This window comes from Stutzerimonas stutzeri, from assembly GCF_000935215.1.
Classification (GTDB): domain Bacteria; phylum Pseudomonadota; class Gammaproteobacteria; order Pseudomonadales; family Pseudomonadaceae; genus Stutzerimonas.
Genome location: NZ_JXXD01000210.1, coordinates 1 through 2,736 on the forward strand (window position 1 = coordinate 1; position 2,736 = coordinate 2,736).

Sequence of the window (2,736 nt, forward strand, 5' to 3'; positions counted from 1 at the left end):
GTCGCGGCAGACAGCGCATCCAGCTCGGCTGCGAGTGTGCGATAGCGCGCGCAGGGCGTGGCGCAGGCGCGGGTGGCGTAGAGATAGGCCATGCCGTCTTCCAGGTCCGGCGCCAGCGCGAGCCGCATGCAGCAGCCGGGCCAGCGCGACACCAGCACCAAGCGCTTGCCATCGTGGATCAGGTGCTTGCGACCGGGGACGCGCCAGAACTCGAAGGCATAGGCATCGGGCGGCGGATCGGCATCGGGATAAAGCTGCACCACGGCGTCGTAATCGGGGAACCAAGCCGGATGCGCGTCGCGCGCATCCAGGGCCGGATCTTCCAGCAGGCGCAGGCCCCAAGCATGCGCCGCGTCCGGCCGGCGGCGTCGGCGCAGCCAGTCGCGCCGGTAGTCGGGATTCCGGCGCAGGTACTCCCAAGCCAGCGCGGGGCCATCGAGATGCAGCGTGTAGAGATACGCGGCGGTCGGATACCAGTGTGCGGCGCTCGAATCAGCCATGACGCAACCTCCTGTCGATCAGCAGGAACGTCGCTATGGATTTCGGCTTGCGGGAGCTACCGTTTCAACATCAAACTGCCATCAAGATCGGGGTAAGCTGTAACTTGCAGTGTCAAGACCGATTCGCTCCGGTGCATTGCCAAAATCGTCTGAATGCGACGGCTGCACCGCCGGAAATTGGTGCGCAGCACTGGACACCGTGCCGCAGCCCGCGGCAAAGATCGTGACTGTTTCCAACACAGTCGCACCGCTTCGGTGCAAGAGTGCGGAATCAGACCCCCGCGGTCTCGACTAAGACCGAAATAGTCACAATGCGCCCCGGCTGGACGGGCTGCGCCGACCTGTCGCGGCAAGCCGCGCACGGTTCGATCAGTCCGTGATCGAGCCGTTCTCCTGGGCCAGCCGGACATACTCCGACAGCGGGCGTGCCGCCTGGAAGTACCGATCCCGTCGCACCGGCAGCTTGCGCGGGCCGACGATACCGGCCAGGTCGGACACCTTGACCGTGCCCAGCGCCGGCATCCCGATGCCGAGGTCAATCAGGCCATAGGCCGTGTCGCCATCCGCAGGATCGAGCGACACCAGCAGCCAGGTCGCGTGCGCGTCCGGCGTGAACAGCCGCACCACGGGCAGCGGATCGAGGTGCTGGCCGGCAGCGCGTGCCGCGCCGTGGGCCAGCAGCCGGGCGCGTTCATCGGCGGTGACAAGCGGCAGGGTCATGGTCGGAATCCCCACGAAGCCGAGGATGCGCGGATGCGCTTTTGTGCCGAAGCGCAGAACCGCCGAACCGTATCCGTGCATCCGTGCGCAAGCACCGATGCGCAAACCATCGCATCCGTAGAAGAACGGAAGCGCACAAGCGGAATTGTAGAAAGCCGGAAAGACACGGATGCGATTCCCCGGTTCTGTCGGAATCCGCATCTGCGGATTTCCGTAAAAGCACGAAAGCGGGCCTTTCAGCCACGAATGAACACTTTAGATTGTAGCCCTATTGGGTGCAATGGGCTGTCATCTTGGTTTTTACGGGGAAACCAAGTTGGTGGCAGCGAAACACTCATTGGCGACGGCCATACGGACGGTCAGGAAAGCGCGCGGCTTGAGCCAGGAAGCGTTCTCCGACGTGTCCAGCCGCACCTATATGAGTTCGCTGGAGCGCGACTTGAAAAGCCCGACCATGCACAAGCTGACCGAGCTGTGCGAGGTCATGGACGTGCATCCGCTCACGCTGCTGACGCTGGCCTATGCCGGCGACAGCACGCGCAAGACCGATCAGCTTCTGGCGCAGGTGCGGCAGGAGCTGGAGGCGGTGTTGAAGGAGCGCGACACGCCGTAGGCGCGTGCGTGACGTGCTGCGCCAGCAGCACGGCGCCCCGCCGCAATGGGCGGGGCGCGGTGGGCGGCCGTCAGGCCGCCGTGGGCTTGCTGCGCGACCAGATCAGGTCGTGCGTGCCGTCCTCGTTCTCGATCAGGCGGGCATAGACCGTCGCCGGGAACGAAGGGTCATCGAGCGAAACCGACAGGTACGGACGGTCGGCCTGGCTGGTTTTCTTCCACGCCGCGCCGATCTCGTGGCCTGCCGCCTGAAGGTGGAAGTCGGGAGCGTTCTCGGTGTCGCCCTTGTCGTTGGGAACCAGCTTGACCTTGACGTTGAGCGTCAGGGTGCGGAGCGTGCCGGTGAAGCCGTCTTTCTCTGCGGTGAAGGTGCCGATGTTAGCCATGATGTTTCTCCTTTCGGGTTGAACAAGGTCGCGCCAGTGCGTCCTTGTTGTGATCCGGCCGGCGGGGGATGGGCTGGCCGCACCGCGCAGCGGTCGCAACACCGTGGAGAGCCTGGAAGCGAAAAGAATTTGTCCCGCGAGGAATGCGCGCAGCGCAGGGGAAATTGTTTTCGCTGGAAGGTTGCGGCCATGAAGCCCAAGGCACAGCCGTTCCCTCGCCAGGATTCACGACAAGCCAAGGACGCACCGGCCGCCCGCTCCCGAATGGAGACGTGGCCGACTTGGCATCCCCGCGTGACGGTTTCCCCGGCTTGCGCCCTGACGCGGGCAAGGCCAACACCCCAACGACAAGCGAGAACGCCTCTTGCCGCAGATTGCGGCGACGGGCTTGAGGCGTGGCGTGGATGCTCCATAGCGAAGCCGGGTGGCGTGTCGGTGAACCGTCCTTCGTGACGTACAAGCGCGAACCGCCAGCGTCGAGGATGGCGCGCTTTGGCACAACCTGCCGCAGCAAGCCG

Annotated in this window: 4 protein-coding genes; 1 reads left to right on the plus strand and 3 read right to left on the minus strand. The window is 64.9% G+C overall.

Annotated features, from left to right (window positions below; all coding sequences use genetic code 11):
• The coding region (locus LO50_RS19065; RefSeq protein WP_044316008.1) for a DUF7011 domain-containing protein at positions 1-500 on the minus strand (500 nt) is incomplete at its 3' end.
• A 369-nt stretch (positions 501-869) separates the two neighbouring features.
• A complete protein-coding gene (locus LO50_RS25220) occupies positions 870-1,220 on the minus strand; it encodes a DUF2958 domain-containing protein (RefSeq protein WP_044316009.1) in 351 nt (116 codons plus the stop codon).
• Between the two features lie 319 nt (positions 1,221-1,539).
• On the opposite strand from LO50_RS25220, the gene LO50_RS19075 reads away from it, so the two are divergent.
• Positions 1,540-1,833 carry a helix-turn-helix domain-containing protein gene (locus LO50_RS19075; RefSeq protein ID WP_080902133.1) on the plus strand — a complete coding sequence of 98 codons (294 nt, stop codon included), beginning with the start codon at positions 1,540-1,542 and terminating at the stop codon, positions 1,831-1,833.
• 70 nt (positions 1,834-1,903) lie between these two features.
• On the opposite strand, the gene LO50_RS19080 is transcribed toward LO50_RS19075, so the two are convergent.
• The gene (locus tag LO50_RS19080; RefSeq protein ID WP_044316007.1) at positions 1,904-2,218 is read right to left on the minus strand and encodes a DUF736 domain-containing protein; all 315 of its coding nucleotides are present in this window, start codon (positions 2,216-2,218) and stop codon (positions 1,904-1,906) included.
• Positions 2,219-2,736: the final 518 nt, after the last annotated feature.